Source organism: Propioniciclava sp., assembly GCF_047602245.1.
Lineage (GTDB): Bacteria > Actinomycetota > Actinomycetes > Propionibacteriales > Propionibacteriaceae > Propioniciclava.
The window spans coordinates 2,046,361-2,066,322 of sequence record NZ_JASGHT010000001.1 but is presented as its reverse complement, the minus strand read 5'-3'; the positions used below and the strand labels follow the sequence as shown (position 1 = coordinate 2,066,322).

Genomic DNA, 19,962 nt, shown 5'->3' with positions numbered 1-19,962 from the left:
GGGCAGAATGGTGACCGACAGGAGGACCCATGACCGACGAACCCTCCGCCCAGCAGCGACTCTCGGACTCCGAACGGGACGAGGCGGCCTCCCTGCTGCGCGAGCATTTCGAGGCCGGACGCCTGGAGGCGTCCGAATTCGACGAACGGCTGAGCGCCGCCCTGTCAGCTCGCTTCGCCAGCGAGTTCGTTCCTCTGTTCAGCGACCTGCCTGCGCCGCACCCGCGCCAGATCCCGGGTGCCGAGCCGGTGCCCGCGTTCAGTGCCCCGCCGCCGGTCCCGCGTCCGGCCGACGGCGCCCAGGTGGCCCGCAATCAGGCCTCCTGGCTGCCGATGGCCCAGAAGGTGCTGTGGCCGGGCGCCATCCTGCTGGCGCTGGTGACCGGCAACTGGTGGCAGTTCATCGTGCTGGCCATCGTGTTGTCGTTCGTGTTCAACCACTTCAACCCGCAACGACGCCAGCCGCCGCCGTACCTGGATCAGTAGCCGGCCGGTGATCAGTGGGTGGCCGACGGGATCTCGTCCGCGTCCGCCCTCAGCCAGCCGAGCGTCATTCGCACGTACTCGTCGAGGTCGTGCTCCAGGCGCCCGGAATCCCGCGTCGAGAAGCCGAAGAGCGCATGGAAGGTCGGCTGGTTGGTGATGCGGTAGTTGCCGAGCGCGGTGACCAGCATGTGCAATTCGACACCACGGACGCCGTCGCGGAAGTCGCCACCGGCGCGCCCGCGGGCGAGCACCCGGTCGAGCAGGTCGATGATCTGCCGGTTGAGCGCGTCGTCCTCCTCGGCGAGGTGTGCGGCGCCGAGCAGGTTCTCGGCGCGCACCAGCAGCGGCAGTTCGGCGTGCTCCTCCAGATAGCGGATGGTGCCGCGCACATAGGTCGCGATCGCCTCGCGCGGCGCCATATCGTCCAGGTGAAGCGACTGCTCGAACTGGCGGATCTTCGCGTACGCCGCGCGAATGCACGCCGCGAACAGATCGTCCTTGCCGCCGAAGCAGTAGTAGATCATCCGCTTCGTCGTCGACGTCTCCGAGGCGATGTCGTCCACGCGCGCGCCGTAGTAGCCCAGACGCGCGAAGTGTTGCGTCGCCACCTCCAAGATCTCTGCCCGGGTACGCCCGAGATCCCTGGACGCCGCCGGTGCAGTGCTCATGCCTAGGTGTTATCCATCTCTTGATGCCAGCAATTGTTGAAGAGCATCATAGGCGCTGGCCGGATCAGGCTCGACCCCGGTGAACAGGCGGAACGCTTCGATGGCCTGTTCGACGGCCATTCCGGTGCCGGGCAGCGTCCGGCAGCCCCGTTCTTTGGCGCGGCGCAGCAGTTCGGTCTCGACGGGCAGGTAGACGCAGTCCGCCACCCACATCTCGGGGCGCAGGTACTCGATCGGCACCGAGGTGCCGGCTTCGTGCCCGGTCATGCCGATCGTGGTGGCATTGATCACGCCTTCGGCCTGCGCGAGGGCCGCCTGAAGGTCGGTGCCTGCCACCGCGCGGTCGCCCTCGAACAGTTCGTTCATCCGGGTGACAAGCGCGGTCTGGCGCTCAGCCATCACGTCGAAGATGATCACCTGCCGGACGCCGTGGTCGAGCATGCCGTAGGCGACGGCCGAGCCCGCTCCGCCGGCTCCCATCAGCACGATCGTGTCGGGGCGCTCCTCAGGCATCGAGCGCTTGAACGAGTTCACGAATCCGCACCAGTCGGTGTTGTAGCCGACGGTCTTCCCGTCGCGGAACACCACGGTATTGACCGCGCGCAGGCCCTCGACGCGGGGCGACAGCTCGTCCAGCAGGCTGATCACCTGCTGTTTGCACGGCGCGGTGATGTTCAAGCCGGTGAATCCGAGCCGGCGCGCCCACACGAGCGTCTCGGCGAGGTCTTCGGGGCCGATGTCGAGCACAGCGAGGTCGATCGGGCGATAGGCCACCCCCATCCCCATCGCCTTGCCCATCATCTCGTGCATCGGCGGCGTGTAGGACGCCGTGATCGAGTCACCGACCAGCCCGAGCATGTGGGTGACCGGCTTGACCTTGTCAAACATGTGATGTGCCTTCTTCCTTGAATCGCACAGGTAATCGGAGGAGTTGCTCAGCGGCTCGCGCCCACCGGCTCCGTTGCCGCGAAGACCGGGTCGATGACGGCCTTGGCGTGCTGCAGCGCACGTCTGGCGTATTCGGCGTCACCCAGCACCCGCAGGCGCTCCAGGTGAGGCTGCTCGATGGCCAGCACGACGTCGGTGGGCAGGCGTGCGATCAGATCGGTGATCGCCGCATCCCCCTCGCCGACGTACAGACGGCGCTCGCGCACCTCATACCGGATCGCCTCCAGATCGCCGGGCGACTCCGCAGGGCAGTCGCACAGGTGGATCATCGGCAGCCACTCGCGCGGCAAGGCGGCGACCGCGTCCAGCGGGGCCCCCGACCGCTGCCAGTGGTAGACGTCGATCAGGATGCCCAGGTTACCGGCGTCCACTTCACGCACCAGCGCGGACATCGCATCCAACGACTTCACCTTCGACAACGGAACGAACTCGGCCACCACCGTGAGCCCGAACTGGCTGGCCAGGTCGGTGACCCGCTTCAGCCCACGGACCTGCTTGAGCGGATCGTCGGTCCACACGCTGGTCAGCAGCACCCGCGCGCCGAGGGCGGCGCCGACCTCCAGCGCGGGGGCGTAGGTGTCGTAGTCGATCTCGTCCAGGACGCGGGCCAGCTCGATGTCCCACACCTCGATGCCGGTCTCATCCAGGGCTGTGCGGCAGTCCGCGAGCAGCCGGGAGTCGTGCGCGATGTCGAGGTGAGGTTCGCTGGGCAGGCCCATCGCGATCGGCCGCAGGCCGACGTAGTCGTAGCCGGCCTCCTTCGCGACGTAGACCTGGGCCGAGGGTTCCAGGTCGCCGACCGTGAGGTACCCCAGGGAATAACGGTGACTCATGGCGTTCCCTCCGTTCAATCGGTACTGACGTGGCCCTTGACCCCGTCAGGGCTGTAGATGTCGAGGATGTTCCAGTGGCCCGAGGTCGGCGTCGGGATGTTCTGCATCGGGACGTCGATCAGGAAGGGCTCGTTCGCGGCCAGCGCCTCGGCGAGCACCGGACCGAATTCGGCCGCGCTCTCGATGCGCTTGGCCTTGACGCCGTAGGCGGTCGCGATGGCCGCGTAGTCGATCCACATGTCGTCGCCACCCTCGACGGCGAAGGTGGTGCCGTAGGTGGTGTCGTAGTTGGCCTTCTCCAGGCCCGCAATGGTGCCGAACGCGTTGTTGTTCATCACCACCCAGATCACCGGGATCTGCTCACGGCGGGCGGTGGCCAGCACGGCCGGGTTCTGCCCGAAGCCGCCGTCGCCGATCAGGGCGATCACCGGACGGTCCGGCGCGGCCAGCTTGGTGCCGAGCGCGGCCGGCGAACCGAAGCCCATCGTGGCGAAGCCGCCCGGGGTGAGGAAGGTGCCGGGCACGACGATGTCGTACTGCTGGGCCAGGCCGTTCTTGTTCCAGCCCACATCGGTGACCAGGAAACTGTCGGCCGGGACGGCCTCGCGCAGGTCGGCGAGGATGCGCGCGGGATTCATCGGGAAGGCGTCCGAGGTCTGGTCCGTGCGCAGACCCTGCTTGCGGGCGGCGCGGTCGTCCAGGATCGCCTCGGTGAGCCCCGCGCGGGTGACCCCGTCGGGGTGCAGGCGCCGGGCGACCTTGACCAGGACGCCGAGGGCCGCCTTCAGCTCGGCCACGGCACCGATCTCGACCGGGTAGTTGCGGCCGATCTGCTCGGGATCGATGTCGATCTGGATCAGCTTGGTCGGCGGCATCTTGAACGTGTATTCCTCGTACCACGACGAGGAATCGGCCTCGGCGAAGCGGGTGCCCAGCCCGAGGATCCAGTCCGCCTCCAGGCACATCCGGTTGGTCATCGGAGTGCCCCAGAAGCCCGACATGCCCATCACGTGCGGGTTGTCGTCGGGCACCGCGCCCTTGCCCATCAGCGAATGGGCCACCGGCAGGTCGAGCAGGTCGACCAGTTCGGTGAGTTCGGCCGAGGCGTCCGCGAGGTGGACGCCGCCGCCGGCGTAGACCACCGGGCGCTCGGCCGCGACCACCTGGGTGATGATCTGCTCGGCGAGTTCCTCGGTGATGGTCGGCTTGGCGTAGTCGATCCGGTTGCTCAGCGCGCGATCCACCAAGGCGGTGTCGATCGGCAGGCTGAACAGGTCCATCGGGACGTCGATGAGCACCGGGCCGGGGCGTCCGGACTCGGCGATCACGAAGGCGCGGTCGAGCACCTCGGGCAGCATGTCGGCGCGCTCGACGCGGAAGGCCCGCTTCACGAACGGGCGGTAGATCTGCCACTGGTCGCCGTCGGCGTGGTAGTTGACCTCCTGGTGGGGGTGCTTGCCGAAGTAGTAGGTGGGCACGTCGCCGGCGATCACCACCATCGGGATCGAATCGAGCGCCGCGTTGGCCACGCCGGTGGCCGCATTGGTCAGGCCCGGGCCGAGGTGGCTGAGCACCACCGACGCCGACCGGGTTACCCGCGCGTAGCCGTCGGCGGCGTGCGAGGCGATCTGCTCGTGGCGGACGTTGACGAAGTCGATCTTCTCGCTGCGCGACATCGCGTCCAGCATGGCGATGTTGGTGTGGCCGCACAGACCGAACACCTTGGTGATCCCGCGTCCTTCGAGGTAGCGGACGATTTCCTCACAGGCGAGCGCCGTCATGTGGGTTCCTCTTCTCAGTTCGTGGCGGCTCAGCCGCGGTGGTCGGTGTCGGGAAGATGGCGGCGGCCGGGGCCGTCGTAGGTGTAGTTGAGGAGCTTCGCCTGCGGCCCCTTGATCCGGCCGCCCTGCTGGGTCTGCTCCCAGGCGTGGGCGAGGATGCCGACCGAGCGGGACAGGATGAACACACCCCGCCCCAGCTCCGAGGGCAGCCCGAGTTCGCAGTAGACGACGGCGGTGGCGCCGTCGATGTTCATCGGGATGCGCCGGGGGCGACCGGCGGACAGGGCGTCCTCGACGGCCGTCCCGATGGTGGCGAACCGGCCGGACGTCTCCCCGCGGCCGGCCGCCTCGGTGACCAGCTGCAGCAGGCGGGGGGCGCGGGGATCGAGCGGGTGGAACCGGTGCCCGAAGCCGGGGAAGTACTTCAGCCCGGCCGCCTTGCGCCGCGCCACCACGGTGGCCGCGGCCGCCGCCAGGTCGCCGCCGGGACCGGCCTCGGCGTCCACCTCGTAGTAGATCTCCATGCACTGCTGGCCGGCGCCGCCGTGGACGTCGTCGAGCACGTTGATCGCCGAGGCCATCGAGCCGTTGAGGCCGGGGCCGCAGGTCGCCGCCATCCGCGCGATGGCGATCGACGGCGCCTGGGGCCCGTGGTCGACGCTGGAGACCAGCGCCGCCTCGAGCAGCTTTGCCTGCGGACGCGAGGGCACCTCGCCCATGAGCATCAGCCAGATCATCTCGGGGAAGGTGAGTTCCCCGATCAGTTCCTCGATCGGGTAGCCGCGCACCGCGATCTCACCGGGGTGGATGTCGATGATGGACGTCGTCCACCACTGCTTGGCTTCCGCCAACTGCCGCTCGGCCGCCTGCTCGCCGGCGGAGTGCTGCTCGCTCATGGCTGCCCCGTCCGGTTCAGGAGACGGTGACGGCCGCGTCGGTCGGCTTGGCCTCCCCGTCGGGCTCCATCGCCGGGTCGTAGAAGTCGCCGAAGAGTTCGGCGTCCGAGGGCCGGTCGACGGCAATCTTGCGCGACACCCAGGTGGTGTTCATGTAGTGCTTCAGGGTGACATTCTCGCTGATGATGTTGCCACCCCAGGTGCCGCAGCCCATCGAGGAGGTCATCGGCATGCCGTTGTTGAACGCGCCTGCGTTGGCGCGCGAGTTGGGCTGGTTCACCATGATGCGCGAGACCGGCATCATCTTGCCGAAGTAGTCGATGTGCTCATCGTCGTTGGACGCGATGCCGCAGCTGTGCCCCTTGCCGCCGACCTCGTAGAGCTCCAGCGCCAGCGCGACACCATCCTCGAAGCTGCCGTCGTAGGGGTGGACGGCCATCAGCGTGGTCAGCTTCTCCTTGCAGAAGTGGTGCTCCTCGCCGATGCCGGTGCCCTCGACGAAGATGAACTTCGCCGCGGCGGGAATCTCGAAGCCGGCGGCCTGCGCCAGCTTCTGCGGCGAGATGGCGACGGTGTCGGGCAGGCGGTGGCCCTCGGCGTCCCACATCACCGTGTCGAGCGCGGAGCGCTGCTCGGCGGTGGCGCGGTAGCCACCCACCTCGGCCAGGGCGTCCAGCATCTCGTCGTACTTCGAGCGCGGCACCAGCACGTTGCCGTCGGCCGAGCAGCCCGAACCGAAGTCGGAGGTCTTGGACAGCATGCAGTTCATCGCGGTCGCCTTGATGTCGGCCGTCTCGTCGAGGAACTCGGTGGCGTTGCCGGCGCCCACGCCGTAGGCGGGCTTGCCCGAGCTGTAGGCCTGGCGGACCAGCGCCTGGCCGCCCGTGGCGATGATCAGGTCGGCGCGCTTCATCAGCGCCTGGCTGACCAGCAGGCTGGGCTGGGTGATGCACTGCAGGATGTCGGCGGGTGCGCCCTCGGCCTCGAGCGCCTCGCGCATCAGGCGGACCGTCTCGAAGGTGGTCTTCTGGCTGCGCGGGTGCGGGGAGAAGATGACCACGTCGCGGGCCTTGATCGCGTAGATGGCGTTGCCGGCCGGGGTGAGGTCGGGGTTGGTGGTGGGCACGATGCAGCCGATGATGCCGGCCGGCTTGCCGTACTTGACCAGGCCGCGCTCGGGGTCTTCCTCGATGACGCCGACGCTCGGCTGGCGCAGCGCGTCGCGCAGGACGCCGCGGATCTTCATCCGCTTGTTCATCCGGCTGGCGTAGTCGCCCAGCCCCGACTCCTCGATGCCCATCTCGACCAGGCGATGGAAGGTGGTCGTGTTGGCCACCGACCACGCGACGGCCTGGATGAGGCGGTCGACCTTGGCCTGGTCGTAGGTCTCGATGATCTTCTGCGCCGCGCGGGCCTTGGCGAACAGATCGTCCAGTTCCTGGACCTGTTCGGGGGTCATTTCCTTGCGGGTCTTCTGCTCGGCCACCGTGCCGCCCCTTTCCTAGCCTGAAGCTATGAGCCGACGCATCCACGCCCTCGTTGGCGCGGCTCGTCATGGCGTGTACTAACCAGTACATGCACTATAGGGCGCGCCTGTCGCACTTGTACAGGAAACCGTGAGACCTGAGGGAGCCTGCGGCACGTTGTGGGCGTGACCACGGCAAACAATATGAACTAAACAGTGCGCCCACGTCTTTACGCGAGCCCTCGCCTGCCCTACATTGAGCGCGTAGGGACACCGCAGTCCCGCGTCGGGCCGCCCCTCGGGGCGCCCGGCGAGCACAGATTTGGAGGCCAACGATGACCGTCCGCATCGCCGTCGCTGGGGCGGGGCTGATCGGCACAAGGCATCTCGACGCACTGACCGCCGACGACGCCACGACCATCGCGTCGATCGTCGATCCCGCACCCGCGGCCCGCGAGCAGGCCGAGCTACGCGGCGTCCCGCTCTACCCCAACCTCGAGGCGATGCTCGCCGCCGACCGCCCCGACGGATTGATCATCGCCTCGCCGAACCAGTTGCACGAGGCGATGGCCACCACGGCGATCGAGGCGGGGCTGCCGATCCTGCTGGAGAAACCGGCCACCGACACCCTCGAGGCCGGCGAGCGGCTGATCGCCCGCGCGGACGCCCTCGGCGCCCGCATCCTGGTGGGCCATCACCGCACCCATTCCGCGGTGATGCAGGTCTGCCGCGAGGTGGTGCGATCCGGACGCCTCGGCGACCTGGTCGCCGTCAACGGCACCGCGCTGTACTACAAGCCGGACGACTACTACCCGATCGCCCCGTGGCGCACCCAGCCGGGCGGCGGCCCGGTCCGGATCAACATCATCCACGAGGTGCACAACCTGCGGATCCTGTGCGGCGACGTCGCGACGGTGCAGGCCGTCACCTCCAACCGCACCCGCCAGTTCGCCGTCGAGGACACCGCGGCGATCATCTTCACCTTCGCCAGCGGCGTCCTGGGCACCTTCATCATCTCCGATGCCGCGGCTTCCCCGCGGTCATGGGAGCAGACGGTGCGCGAGGACCCCGCCTTCGACGCCCACCCCGATCAGGACTGCTACCACCTGGCCGGCACCTACGGTTCTCTGTCGGTGCCGACCATGCAGTTGTTCAGCTACGACCGGGCCGAGGAACGGTCGTGGTGGAAGCCGTTCGCCTCGATGGAACGACTCACCGTCCCTCGCGTGGATCCGCTGGCGGCGCAGCTCACGCACTTCACCGAGGTCATTCGTGGCGAGGCCGATCCGTTGGTCTCGCTGCGCGACGGCGTCCAGAACGTCAAGATCGTCGAGGCGATCCACGAGTCCGCCACCAGCGGACGCCCCATTGATATCCAGTAACGACAGGGAGGACACCCATGTCAGAGCAAGACCAATCGCCGGGTTCAGGCCCCGTCCATCTGGACGAGGCCGCCATCGCATCCCGGCGGCAACCGAAGAAGTCCGCGATCGCCGCACTCGTCGGCAGCGCGCTGGAATACTACGACTTCTTCATCTACGCGAGCGCCTCGGCCCTCGTCTTCAACCGGCTCTTCTTCGACAAGAGCGACCCGGGCATGGCCCTGATCCTGTCGCTGGCGACCTTCGGCGTGGCCTACATCGCCCGCCCGATCGGTGCGGTGGTACTGGGCCGCTGGGGCGACCGTCGCGGACGCCGCGACGTGATGGTGTTCACCCTGTTCCTGATGGGCATCGCGACCTTCGCGATCGGCTGCCTGCCGACGTACGAGCAGATCGGCGTCACCGCGCCGGCGCTGCTGGTGGTCTGCCGCCTGCTGCAGGGCTTCTCGGCCGGCGGTGAGCAGTCCAGCGCCAACTCGATGTCACTGGAGCACGCGCCCGACAACCGGCGCTCCTTCACCACCGGCTGGACGATGTTCGGTACCCAGCTCGGCCAGGTGATGGCCGCGGGCGTCTTCATCCCGATGGCCGCCATGGGCGATGAGTTCTTCCTCTCCATCGGCTGGCGCATCCCGTTCTGGCTGTCCGCCATCGTCGTGCTGGTTGGCTGGCTCATCCGCCGCACCCTGGAGGAGGCACCACAGTTCGAGGCCCAGGTCGCGGCCGAGAAGGGCGTCTCGATGGAAGAGGTGTCGATCCGCACCGACCGCTCCATCAAGTCGGAGAAGGATCCGATGAAGATCCTGCTCAGCCGCTACCGCGGGCCGTGGCTCCGGGTGCTGATCCTGTCGCTGCACAACTTCGAGACGACCATCTTCTCGGTGTGGGCGTTGTCCTACGGCCGGGACCAGGGCATCGGGGCGGACATTATGCTGCTCCAGACCACGGCGGTCCAGTTCAGCGCCCTGTTCGCCATCCCGCTGTGGACCTGGCTGGCCGACAAGATCGGCCGCAAGAAGGTCTACATCGGCGGCTACCTGATGGTGCTCGTGCTGCTGTACTTCTACATGAACTCGCTGCACACCACGAACATCACCGGTGTGTTCGTGCTCGGCTTCGTGATGCAGGGCATCTTCTACTCCGCGGTCAACGGTGTCTGGCCCGCCTTCTACGGCGAGCAGTTCCCGACCAAGGTCCGCATGTCCGGCACCGCGCTGAGCACCCAGATCGGCTTCGCGCTCACCGGCTTCGCGCCGACGATCGCCGCCGCCATCATGGTGGGCCAGGATCACTTCCTGCCCGTCTTCCTGCTCACCGCCGCGGTGATGGCCGTCGTGCTGATCACGGCCGCCACCGCCAAGGAGACCGCGTTCAAGACGCTGACCGAGATGGACCGGGAGGCCGACCAGGCCGAGGTCGCCAAGTACGGCAACGTCGCCTAGGCCACCTCTCCCCACGCCTGCGGCGGACGTCCTCACCCGAGGGCGCCCGCCGTTCGCCTTTCCCCCATCAACACGCCGAAAACCCCGTTTCACCAGCTGTACGTACTAGACCGTTCATAGATTGAGGTCTAGCCTGGAAACAGCACATCAGCCAACCCTGGCGACGCGACAAGGAAGTCGAAATGAGCGACAACAACTTCAACGAGACCTACGATCTGGTCGTCCTGGGCACCGGCGCCGCCGGCCTCAGCACGGCACTCACCGCGACCAACGAGGGGCTGCGCGTCCTGCTGCTGGAGAAGTCGGAGTACTTCGGCGGCACCACCTGCCACTCGGCCGGCACCTGCTGGGTGCCCGGCAGCAAGTACGTCGAGGAGGCGGGCATCGCCGACGACCTGAGCAAGGCCGAGACCTACCTGGACGCCCTCGTCGGCGACCGCGGCCCCAAGGACATGTGGATGGCCTATCTGCGCCAGGGGCCCAAGATGATCGACTACATGGAGAAGCTGGGCATCCGATGGATCCCCTTCCCCGGCTTCGTCGACTACTACCCCGAGCTCGAAGGGTCCGGACGCGGCTACCGCGCCCTCGAACCCGAGCCGTTCGAGGGCAAGAAGCTGGGCAAGAAGATGTTCTCGCACCTGCGCGGCCCGGTGCCCGAGTTCGCCCTGTTCGGCGGCTCCCTGATGGTGCGCCGCAAGGAGGTCTCCAAGCTGCTGCACCTGTTCGACGGCAAGGGCTTGGAGCGGGGGCAGGTGGTCACCACCGCGCTGCCGTTGGGCGTCCGCTGGACGGCCGACCTGGCGCTCGGCTGGCCGCGCGGCACCCGGATGGTGATGGGCAACGCCCTGATCGCGAACCTGTACCACCAGTTCGCCAAGCGGGGCGGCACGATCTGGCTCAACGCGAACACCACCGAGCTGATCACCGAAGACGGCCGAGTGAGCGGCGCCGTGGTCGAGTACCTGGGCCTGCCGCGCCGGATCAAGGCCACCCGGGGCGTCGTGCTCGCCGCCGGCGGCTTCCCGGCGTCCTCGAAGTACCGCAACAAGTACCTGCGCCAGCCCGCCGCCCAGTACACGGCGGCGGCCGAATCCTGCACCGGCGACACCATCGAGTTGGCCGAATCGGTCGGTGGCACGATGGGCCCGGCCGAGGAGAACGGCGCCCTGTGGTTCCCGAGCTCGGTCGGCTACCGTCCCGACGGCTCGCAGGCGGTGTTCCCGCACATCTGGGACCGGGCCAAGCCCGGCATGATCGCCGTCAACGCGGCCGGTAAGCGGTTCACCGACGAGGCCCGCTCCTACAACCACTTCGTGCGCGCCATGTACGAATCGGACGAGGCGGGCGTCCCGACCGTTCCGGCCTGGCTGGTCGCCGACCAGAAGCACATGACCGACTACGGCCTGGGCATGATCTACCCGGCCACCCCGGCGCCGCTGCTCAAGCACTGGCTGAAGAACGGCTACCTCTACCGCGCCGACACCCTGCGCGAACTGGCCGCCAAGATCGGCGTGGACGCCGACGGGCTGGAGCAGACCGTGACCCGCTACAACGACGACTGCGCGACCGGGCGCGACACCGAGTTCGGCAAGGGCGAGAGCCCCTACAGCCCGCAGTACGGCGACCCGCGGGTCAGCCCGAACGTCAACCTCGGCCCGCTGCTGAAGGCCCCCTACTACGCGATGGCCGTCTACCCGACGCCGCTGTCGACCGGGCGCGGCCTGGCGATCAACACCCACGGCCAGTGCGTCACCCCCGAGGGCGAGCCGATCGACGGCCTGTACGCGTGCGGTTCGGACGCCCAGCAGGTCTTCGGCATCCAGTACCCCGGCGGCGGCTGCCAGGTGGGCGCGGGCATGATCTTCGGCTACATCATCGGGCACCACGCGGCGGGACGGGAGGCCTGAGGTGGACGCCTCCACCCGCGGCCCGCTGGCGCTGTCGGCGCTGACCGTCCTGGACGCCCCACCACCCGACACGGTCGTCGCGGCCGCGCAGGCGGGCTTCGACGCGATCGGCGTGCGGGTGTTCCCGGCCGGCGACGAACCGGCCTGGCCGCTGATCGGGGACACCCCGATGATGCGCGAGACCAAGCGCCGCCTCGCCGACACCGGCCTGACCTGCTGGGACATCGAGGTGCTCCGGCTGCGTGAGGACAAGACGCTCACCGAGCAGTTGTCGATCCTGGACGCCGGGCACGAACTGGGTGCCCGCTACGTGCTGGTCAACGTCAACGATCCGGACGCCGGCCGGCGCCTGGACCGGCTGAACGTGCTGGCGCCGGCGGCCGCCGAGCGGGGCCTGACCCTGGCGGTGGAGTTCATGATCTTCACCGAGATCAGGACGCTGGCCGACGCGGTCGCGCTGGTGCGGCAGATCGAGGGCCCGGCCGTGGTGCTGCCGGACTCGCTGCACCTGGCCCGCTCCGGCGGCAGCGCGGCCGACCTGGCCGCCCTCGACCCGGCGCTGCTGGCCTACGCGCAGCTGTGCGACACGATCGCGGAGCCGGCGCCGGCCAGCACGGCGGACGCCCTGGCCGAGGCACGGGCCGGACGCCGGTTCCCCGGCGACGGGGATCTGCCCCTGACCGACTTCGTGCGCGCCCTGCCCGAGGGCCTCGCGCTCGGCGTTGAGGCGCCGGTGCGGGAGCTGCCGCTCGCCGAGCGCTGCGTCGCCGCGCTGGCGTCCTTGCGGCGGTCCCTACCGTAGATTGCATGTCCGGTGGCGGGGATCCCTGCGCGGCCCCGCCACCGGAACCCGTCTCCCCCACCGCGCGAGAAAAGGAAGAAGCGATGGAACAGCGCCGCATCGGCACCTCGGACCTGCTCGTCAGCGTGATCGGGATGGGCTGCAACAACTTCTCCCGCGTCGGCTCGGCCACCGAGTCCTACGAAGGCAGCGAGAAGGTGATCCATGCCGCCGTGGACGCCGGGATCACCTTCTTCGACGGCGCCGACATCTACGGGGTGCCCCAGGGCCGCAGCGAGGAGTTCCTCGGCCGGGCGCTGGAGGGCCGCCGCGACCAGGTGGTGCTCGCCACCAAGTTCGGGCACTCCCGCTCGGAGGTCTCTGGTGGCGCAGACTGGGGCCCGTTCGGCGGCGCGACCTACGTCCGCAACGCCGTCGAGGGATCGCTGCGCCGGCTGCGCACCGACCGCATCGACCTGCTGCAGATGCACGAGCCCGACCCCGGCACTCCGATCGCCGAGACCCTCGGCGTCCTCACCGAACTGGTGCAGGCGGGCAAGGTGCGCCACGTCGGGCACTCCAACTTCACCCCGGCACAGATCCGTGAGGCGGACGCGGTCAGCGCCGAGCACGGCTTCGTCCGGTTCGTCTCGGCCCAGGACGAGTACTCGCTGCTGCGCCGTGGCGTCGAGGCCGAAGTGCTGCCGGCCGTCACCGAGCTAGGCCTCGGCTTCTTCCCGTTCTACCCGCTCGGCGCCGGCCTGCTGACCGGCAAGTACGCCGCGGGCGCGGGCCAGGGCCGGTCAGCCTCGGCGACGGCGCCAAGCTCACCGGTGTCGACTGGGAGCAGCTGGACGCCTACCGCGCCCTGTGCGACCAGGCCGGTGTCACCCCGCTGCAGGCCGCGATCGGCTGGCTGCTGTCCCGCGAGGCGGTGACCAGCGTGATCGCCGGCGCCACCCGCACCGAGCAGGTGACGCAGAACGTCGCCGCCGCGGCGGTGAGGCTGAGCGAGGATCTGCTCGCCGCGCTGGACGCGCTGTTCGCGCCGGCCGGCTGACGGCGTCCTCGGCCCGACCGCCCCGCCGCGTCGGGGGACGCGTCAACGGTCACCGGGAGCATGGCGGAGGACGCCCGGCGGGGCGTCACAGGGAGCCCCCGTAGAATGAGGCGTCCTTCCCCCGACCATCTGCGAGGCCGTCATGCCGCCTGAGTCCGCTCCGCGCGCCCCGCGCGAGGGGTTCCGCGGCGACATCCACGGCCTGCGCGGGCTGGCGATCGGGCTGGTGGTCGCCTACCACCTGTGGACGGCCGGACGCGTGTCGGGCGGCGTGGATGTGTTCTTGTTCATCTCGGCGTTCCTGATGACGGCGAGCTTCGTCCGCAAGGGAACCTCGTTCACGCTGATCGACTTCCTGGTGCAGCGCTTCCGCCGGCTGGTGCCGCTGGCCGCACTGGTGCTGGCGACGACGCTCGCGGTGGGCTGGTGGGTGCTGCCGCCGACCCGCTACGAGAACCTGTTCACCCACGCGTGGGCGTCCCTGCTGTACCGGGAGAACTGGCAGCTCATCGACGACTCCGCCAACTACATGGTGCCCGATCCGCAGCATCTCAACCCGTTCCAGCACTTCTGGAGCCTGTCGCTGCAGGGCCAGTTCTTCGTGCTGCTGCCAGTGCTGTTCGTGGCCGCGGCGATGATCGAGCGCCGTTTCTCGATCCCGCTGCGGCGCACCCTGGCGGTCACCCTCGGCCTGGCCAGCGTGGTGTCGTTCGCCTGGGCCACCCACCTGGTGCAGGTGAGCCCGACGGCGGCGTACTTCGACACGCGGGCCCGCACCTGGGAGTTCACCGCGGCGGCCCTGGTGGCGCTGCTGCCCGCCTTCACGCTGTCGCGGCGCATGTCGCGGGTGATGTCGTGGGCGGGACTGTTCCTGCTGCTGGCCAGCGGCCTGGTCTGGGGCCGCGGCTCCTTCCCCTCGTTCGCGGCCGTCCCGCCGCTGCTCGCCGCGGCGCTGGTCATCCTGGCCGGCAACCACCCCGACGACCGCGGGCACGCGTCGGCGTGGCTGGCGCGGCGTCCGCTCACCTTCGTGGCCAACCGCGCCTACGCGCTCTACCTGTGGCACTGGCCCGTCTACGTGTTCGCGCTGGTGATCACCTCCAACAGCGACCCGCACACCGGCTGGGCCACCTCGGCCGTCGTGCTCGCAATCTCGCTGCTGCTGGCGGACGCCTCGACGCGGCTGGTCGAGCGCCGGTTCCACCAGATCCCGAAGCTGACCTCGCTGCCGTACGCCGCCGCCGCGATCGGGGTGTCGGCGCTGATCGCGGCGTCCACGGTGGCCGGGGTCTCGTCGCTGGTCGAGCGGGAGGACCGGGCCATCGCCGACCTGCCGCCCGAACAGCGCCCGGGCGCCCGCATCCTGGCCACCGGCGACGCACCGACCCCCGGCGCGGCCTCGCCCACGCCGGTGCGCGGCATCGCGCCGGGCGACATCGGCGTCACCCGGGACTGGCCGGTGCAGTACGAGCCCTGCGACCCGGCCCGACCCGAGCAGCCGCCGAAACCCGAGCTGGGCTGGTGCGTGGTCTACGAGGAGGAGGTCGACGTCCCGGTCGGGACGGTGGCCATCGTGGGTGACTCGCACGCCTACCAGTGGCTCACGGCGATCATCCCGCTCGCCCAGGAACGCGACTGGCGGGTCATCGCCTACGTGCGGCCCGCCTGCCGAGTCGGCTCACCGAGCGAGGCGGAGGGATGCCCCGAGTACACCCGGGAGGCGATCGACTGGTTGCTGCGGATCCGCCCCGACTTCGTGGTGAGCACCGGTTCCTCGACGCGCGCCGACGCGCCCGAACACGACGACTGGGGGTGGGCCGAAGCGATCGCCCCCCTCGCCGAAGCCGGCCTCGAGATCGTGAACATCCGCGACAACCCGCGTTGGCCCCGCGACATGCCCGAGTGCGCCCAGCGCTACGGCACCGACGATCCACGCTGTTTCGCCCTGCGCTCGGACAAACTGGCCGAGTCCTGGCCGCGGGGAGCACTCGCCGATCTGCCCCACCAGCACTACCTGGATTTCAGCGATTGGTTCTGTCCACCCGGCGAGGTTTCGGTGTGTCCGGCCGTCATCGGCAACACTTACGTCTATATGGACACGAATCATCTCTCCCGCGCTTACGTCGAGACGCTCGCCGAGGTGTTCACCGACGCCTGGGACCGCGAGGTCGGCTCATGACCGGGCGGCATCCGGCGCGTCGCCGTGCAGGCCGGCGCGGCGCGCTCGGCGTCCTGGTGGCCATGGCCTTGCTGCTGACCGGTTGTTCGTCCGGCGTGCTGCCTGCGCCGACGGCGGCATCGGACGCCCGCAAGCACGTGATGATCCTCACCGGCAGCGCGATCGGCTACTGCGCGCACCGTCCGCTGGAGGAATGGCCGGCCTCGGTCACCCGCGTGGTGGTCGCCGTGCACGGCATGGACCGCAACGCCTGCGGCATGCTCGCCTCGGTGACCGAGGCGCTCGGCGGCGAGGCGTCCGGGGAGGCGCCCACCGTCGCGGTGATCGCGCCCGTGTTCTCCACCTGGCTGGACGCCGCACCGGGCGGGCACGTCTGGGACGCGCGCGGCTGGCCCGCGGGCGACGCCTCCAGCACCGGAGCCTCCTCCTACCAGGTGATGGACGACCTCATCGAGGCGGTCGGCGACCGCAAGGTCACCCTGGTCGGATTCTCCGGGGGCGGGCAGTTCGTCAACCGGTACGCCTCGGTGTCGCCGCGCGCGGCGCACCGTTACGTGGTCGTCAACCCGTCCAGCTACCTGTGGTTCACCCCCGACCGGCCCACCAGCGATCCCTGCCGCGAGGCGAACCGGTGGCGCTACGGGCTCGATGAGCGCTACGGCTACGCCGCCGAGTCGGACGCCGACACCATCCGTGCCCGCTATGCCACCCGGGACGTGCGCTACTTCATCGGCACCAACGATAACGATCCGCGGTCACTGTCCATGGACCGCTCCTGCGGCGCCATGGCCCAAGGCTCCAACCGGGGCGACCGGGCCGTCAACTACCACCGCCACCTGATCGAGGCGTTCGGCGAAGCGATCGACGCCCGGCAGCCACTCACCGTGGTGCCGGGCGTCGGTCACGACGCGCGCGCGATGCTGGTCAGCCCCGAGGCCCGCGCGGCCCTGACCGGCTAAGCCTTGATCAGGGAGAAGCGCAGCCCCAGCTCGTCGTCGGTCACCACGTCGCCGGACGGCTCGCCCTCGGCGACCGAGGTGGCCAGCACCTCGCCGGCCAGGAAACCGGACGCCTCGCGCAAGGCCTCGGCGAGTTCGCCGGACGCCGCCCAGGTGAGCGCGATCCGGTCGGAGACCTCCAGGCCGGAACTCTTGCGCTGCTCCTGCACCAGACGGACCACGTCACGGACCAGGCCGGCGCGGACCAACTCGGGGGTCAGCTCCAGGTCGAGCGCGACCGTCTCGCCCTGCTCGTTGACCACCGACCAGCCCTCGCGCGGACGCTCGCTGATCAGCACCTCTTCGGCCGACACCACCGTGCCGCCGGCGAAGTCGACCGTCGCCTCACCGTCGGCGGCCAGCGCGGCGGCCAGGGCGGCGGCGTCCGCGGACGCGATCGCGGCGGCCACCTTCGGGGTGTCCTTGCCGAAGCGCTTGCCGAGCGCACGGAAGTTGCCCTTGGCCGAGTAGTCGACCAGGTCGCCGGCCGAGGCGAACGACTCGACCGCACCCACGTTCAGCTCGGCGGCGATCTCGGCGATCAGCTCAGCATCCAGGCGGGCGAAGGACGACCCGGGCACCAGCAGGCGCTTCAGCGGCTGGCGGGTCTTCACCGCGGCCTCCGAGCGGGCGCCGCGGCCGAGTTCGACCAGGCGGCGGGTCAGCGTCATCGACTCGATCAGGCCGGCGTCCAGGTGTGCCTCGTCGACCACCGGCCAGGACGCGAGATGCACCGAGGCGGGCGCGCCGGGAACGGCGGCGACGATCAGGTCCTGCCAGACCTGCTCGGTCAGGAAGGGTGCCATCGGCGCCATCAGCCGGGTGACCACCTCGATGGTCTCGTGCAGCGTCCACAGTGCGGCCGGCTGGCCGTCCCAGAAGCGGCGGCGCGAACGGCGCACGTACCAGTTGGACAGGTCGTCGACGAAGTCGGCCAGCAGCGTGCCGGCGCGCTGGGTGTCGAAGTTCTCCAGGGCGTCGGTCACCTGCGCAACCAGCGCATTGCGCTGCGCGACCAGCCAGCGGTCCATCACCGGGCGCTCGGCCACCGCCGGAGCCGCGCCGGAGGGCGTCCACCCATTGGTGCGGGCGTACAGCGACTGGAAGCTCACCGAGTTCCAGAAGGTCAACAGCACCTTGCGGACCGTCTCGTTGATGGTGGTGTGCCCCACCCGCCGCGACGCCCACGGCGACCCGCCGGCCACCATGAACCAGCGGACGGCGTCCGCGCCATGGGTGTCCATCAGCGGGATCGGCGCCAGGATGTTGCCCAGATGCTTCGACATCTTGCGGCCGTCCTCGGCAAGGATGTGGCCCAGGCAGAGCACATTGCGGAAGTCGGACTGGTCGAACACCAGCGTGCTGACCGCCATCTGCGAGTAGAACCAGCCGCGAGTCTGGTCGATCGCCTCACAGATGAAGTCGGCCGGGAAGGCGGCCTCGAACTTCTCCTGCGAGCCCTCGGCCCACGGGTAACCCCACTGCGCGAACGGCATCGAACCCGAGTCGTACCAGGCGTCGATCACCTCGGGCACCCGGTGGTAGACGCCCTCGTCACCCGGCTTGGTGAAGGTGATGTCATCGATGAACGGACGGTGCGGGTCGAGCCCGGACAGGTCGCGCCCGGCCAGCTCGCCCAGCTCGGCGAGCGAGCCGATGCACACCATCTTCGACGGGTCGGCGTCGTTGCGCCAGATCGGCAGCGGCGTCCCCCAATAGCGCTTGCGGGACAACGCCCAGTCGATGTTGTTCTTCAGCCAGTCGCCGTAGCGGCCGTGCTTGATGTGATCGGGGTACCAGTTGGTGGCCTCGTTCTCGCGCAGCAGGGCGTCCTTGATCGCCGTGGTGCGGATGTACCAGCTCGGCTGCGCGTAGTAGAGCAGCGCGGTGTGGCAGCGCCAGCAGTGCGGGTAGCTGTGTTCGTAGTCGAGCAGGCGGAACAGCAGGCCGCGCTCGGTCAGGTCGGCGACCAGCGCCTTGTCGGCGGTCTTGAAGAACTGCCCGCCCACCAGCGGCACCTCGGCCTCGAAGGTGCCGTCGGGGCGGATCGGGTTCACCATCGGCAGGCCGTAGGCCCGGCAGATGAGCATGTCGTCCTCACCGAAGGCGGGCGCCTGATGCACCAGGCCGGTGCCGTCCTCGGTGGTGACATACTCGGCGAGCACGACGTAATGGGTGCCGCCGACGACGTCAGGGAACTCGATCAGGTCGAACGGACGCTGATAGCGCCACCCTTCGAGCTGCTTGCCGAGGAAGCTCGGGCCGAGCTTCCAGCCGTCACCGAGCACCTTCTCGGCGAGCGGTTCGGCCACCACCAGGGTGTCGTCGCCGCGGTGGGCGACCACGTAGGTGACATCAGGGTGGGCGGCAACGGCGGTGTTGGAGACCAGCGTCCACGGCGTCGTCGTCCACACCAGCAGGTCGGCCTTGCCGGCGAGCGGGCCGGAGGTGAGCGGGAACCGCACGTACACGCTGGGGTCGGTGACGTCCTCGTAGCCCTGGGCCAGCTCGTGATCCGACAGCGTGGTGCCACAACGCGGGCAGTAGGGGGCAACCCGGTAATCCTCGACCAGCAGTCCCTTGGAATGAATCTGCTTCAGCGACCACCACACCGACTGCACGTACTCGGTCGACATGGTCTCGTAGGCGTCGTCCATGTTGACCCAGTAGCCCATCCGGGTGGTCAGCTCGGTCCACTGGTCGACGTGCCGGCTCACCGAGGTGCGGCAGCGCTCGTTGAACGCCTCGACGCCATAGGCCTCGATGTCGGCCTTGCCGGAAAAGCCGAGATCCTTCTCGACGGCGAGCTCGACGGGCAGGCCATGGCAGTCCCAGCCGGCCTTGCGGTCGACCCGGAAGCCCTGCATGGTCTTGAACCTCGGGAAGACGTCCTTGAAGGCGCGGGCCTCGATGTGGTGGGTGCCCGGCATGCCGTTCGCGGTCGGCGGGCCCTCGTAGAAGGTCCAGCGCGGGCCGTCGGCGGTCTGGGCGAGCGAGGCGGCGAACGTGTCATTGTCGCGCCAGAAGTCGAGCACGTCGTGCTCCATCGCGGGCAGGTCGACCTGCGGTGCGACGGCGTTGTACCCGGGCTGGGTGGTCATGTCATCCCTCTTCGTCTGATCGGCGGACGAAGG

General features: G+C 69.3%; 16 protein-coding genes. 9 read left to right on the top strand and 7 right to left on the bottom strand.

The features are described 5' to 3' along the window. Positions 1–29 precede the first annotated feature (29 nt). Positions 30–485, top strand: a complete 456-nt coding sequence (locus QM708_RS09800; RefSeq protein WP_415107492.1) for a DUF1707 SHOCT-like domain-containing protein — start codon at positions 30–32, stop codon at positions 483–485. Positions 486–496: 11 nt separating this feature from the next. Here the strand turns inward: QM708_RS09800 and QM708_RS09795 are convergent, their stop codons facing one another. The 6 genes from QM708_RS09795 to QM708_RS09770 are packed head-to-tail and all read right to left on the bottom strand — an operon-like array spanning position 497 to position 7,097. Then, the gene (locus tag QM708_RS09795) at positions 497–1,153 is read right to left on the bottom strand and encodes a TetR family transcriptional regulator (protein WP_415107490.1); all 657 of its coding nucleotides are present in this window, start codon (positions 1,151–1,153) and stop codon (positions 497–499) included. A gap of 9 nt (positions 1,154–1,162) precedes the next feature. Continuing rightward, complete coding sequence (locus QM708_RS09790; protein WP_415107487.1) at positions 1,163–2,041, bottom strand: shikimate dehydrogenase; 879 nt, start codon at positions 2,039–2,041, stop codon at positions 1,163–1,165. Between the two features lie 47 nt (positions 2,042–2,088). Further along, a complete protein-coding gene (locus tag QM708_RS09785; RefSeq protein WP_415107484.1) occupies positions 2,089–2,934 on the bottom strand; it encodes a sugar phosphate isomerase/epimerase family protein in 846 nt (281 codons plus the stop codon). A gap of 14 nt (positions 2,935–2,948) precedes the next feature. Further along, positions 2,949–4,715, bottom strand: a complete 1,767-nt coding sequence (locus QM708_RS09780; protein WP_415107481.1) for a thiamine pyrophosphate-binding protein — start codon at positions 4,713–4,715, stop codon at positions 2,949–2,951. Between the two features lie 29 nt (positions 4,716–4,744). After that, complete coding sequence (locus QM708_RS09775; protein ID WP_415107478.1) at positions 4,745–5,611, bottom strand: citryl-CoA lyase; 867 nt, start codon at positions 5,609–5,611, stop codon at positions 4,745–4,747. A gap of 16 nt (positions 5,612–5,627) precedes the next feature. Beyond that, complete coding sequence (locus QM708_RS09770; protein WP_415107475.1) at positions 5,628–7,097, bottom strand: aldehyde dehydrogenase family protein; 1,470 nt, start codon at positions 7,095–7,097, stop codon at positions 5,628–5,630. 314 nt (positions 7,098–7,411) lie between these two features. Here QM708_RS09770 and QM708_RS09765 point away from each other — a divergent pair, with 314 nt between their 5' ends. The 8 genes from QM708_RS09765 to QM708_RS09730 all read left to right on the top strand — a co-directional run bounded on the left by QM708_RS09765 (position 7,412) and on the right by QM708_RS09730 (position 16,789). Next, positions 7,412–8,458, top strand: coding sequence for a Gfo/Idh/MocA family protein (locus QM708_RS09765; protein WP_415107472.1), 1,047 nt, complete (start codon positions 7,412–7,414; stop codon positions 8,456–8,458). A gap of 17 nt (positions 8,459–8,475) precedes the next feature. Beyond that, entirely contained in the window at positions 8,476–9,900 is a 1,425-nt protein-coding gene (locus QM708_RS09760; protein WP_415107469.1) for an MFS transporter, read from the top strand. A 182-nt stretch (positions 9,901–10,082) separates the two neighbouring features. After that, positions 10,083–11,810, top strand: a complete 1,728-nt coding sequence (locus QM708_RS09755) for an FAD-dependent oxidoreductase (RefSeq protein WP_415107466.1) — start codon at positions 10,083–10,085, stop codon at positions 11,808–11,810. A 1-nt stretch (position 11,811) separates the two neighbouring features. Then, positions 11,812–12,612, top strand: coding sequence for a sugar phosphate isomerase/epimerase family protein (locus QM708_RS09750; protein WP_415107463.1), 801 nt, complete (start codon positions 11,812–11,814; stop codon positions 12,610–12,612). 83 nt (positions 12,613–12,695) lie between these two features. After that, positions 12,696–13,529, top strand: a complete 834-nt coding sequence (locus tag QM708_RS09745; RefSeq protein WP_415107460.1) for an aldo/keto reductase — start codon at positions 12,696–12,698, stop codon at positions 13,527–13,529. Then, positions 13,442–13,651 (top strand): aldo/keto reductase, encoded by a 210-nt coding sequence (locus QM708_RS09740; protein WP_415111374.1) that lies wholly within the window; start codon positions 13,442–13,444, stop codon positions 13,649–13,651. Before QM708_RS09745 ends, QM708_RS09740 begins: the two co-directional genes overlap by 88 nt. A gap of 142 nt (positions 13,652–13,793) precedes the next feature. After that, entirely contained in the window at positions 13,794–15,830 is a 2,037-nt protein-coding gene (locus tag QM708_RS09735) for an acyltransferase family protein (RefSeq protein WP_415107458.1), read from the top strand. Next, positions 15,827–16,789, top strand: coding sequence for a hypothetical protein (locus tag QM708_RS09730; RefSeq protein WP_415107455.1), 963 nt, complete (start codon positions 15,827–15,829; stop codon positions 16,787–16,789). Before QM708_RS09735 ends, QM708_RS09730 begins: the two co-directional genes overlap by 4 nt. On the opposite strand, the gene ileS is transcribed toward QM708_RS09730, so the two are convergent. Next, complete coding sequence (gene ileS / locus QM708_RS09725; protein WP_415107452.1) at positions 16,786–19,929, bottom strand: isoleucine--tRNA ligase; 3,144 nt, start codon at positions 19,927–19,929, stop codon at positions 16,786–16,788. The genes QM708_RS09730 and ileS overlap by 4 nt on opposite strands. Positions 19,930–19,962: the final 33 nt, after the last annotated feature.